This is a genomic window from Ancylobacter sonchi, from assembly GCF_018390695.1.
Lineage (GTDB): Bacteria > Pseudomonadota > Alphaproteobacteria > Rhizobiales > Xanthobacteraceae > Ancylobacter > Ancylobacter sonchi.
This window is the reverse complement of record NZ_JAHBGF010000041.1, coordinates 1-514: the sequence shown is the minus strand read 5'-3', so window position 1 is coordinate 514 and position 514 is coordinate 1. Positions and strand designations below refer to the sequence as shown.

Annotated in this window: 1 rRNA gene; it reads left to right on the top strand. The window is 54.5% G+C overall.

Annotation, left to right across the window (positions count from 1 at the left end):
• Window positions 1–266 precede the first annotated feature (266 nt).
• Window positions 267–514 (top strand): 16S ribosomal RNA (locus tag KHC28_RS24075); the annotation flags it as partial.

Here is a 514-nt window from a genome sequence, read left to right as displayed (position 1 = left end):
GAGAGGCAAGACCTTCGGGTCGCCGGACTTTCGGGTCCTGAGGTTTTCGAACCTCGCGCTGTTTGACAGGTAAAACGGAAGAAAGAGAAACGTGGACGGCGGAGTCCTTGCGGATCTCGACGGAGCCGAAAGGTTCCTAGAGATCGAATGAGACTTCGGCGTGTTTACGTTCTCGAGACCGGATGATCCCGCGAGGGATGTCCTGGTCTCAACCTCGTCAAGAGGTTTTGAGCGTAGCGACATTAGCCGGTTCAAAATATCTCATTCAACTTGAGAGTTTGATCCTGGCTCAGAACGAACGCTGGCGGCAGGCTTAACACATGCAAGTCGAGCGCCCCGCAAGGGGAGCGGCAGACGGGTGAGTAACACGTGGGGATCTGCCCAATGGTACGGAATAGCTCCGGGAAACTGGAATTAATACCGTATAAGCCCGCAAGGGGAAAGATTTATCGCCATTGGATGAACCCGCGTCGGATTAGCTAGTTGGTGGGGTAAAGGCCTACCAAGGCGACGA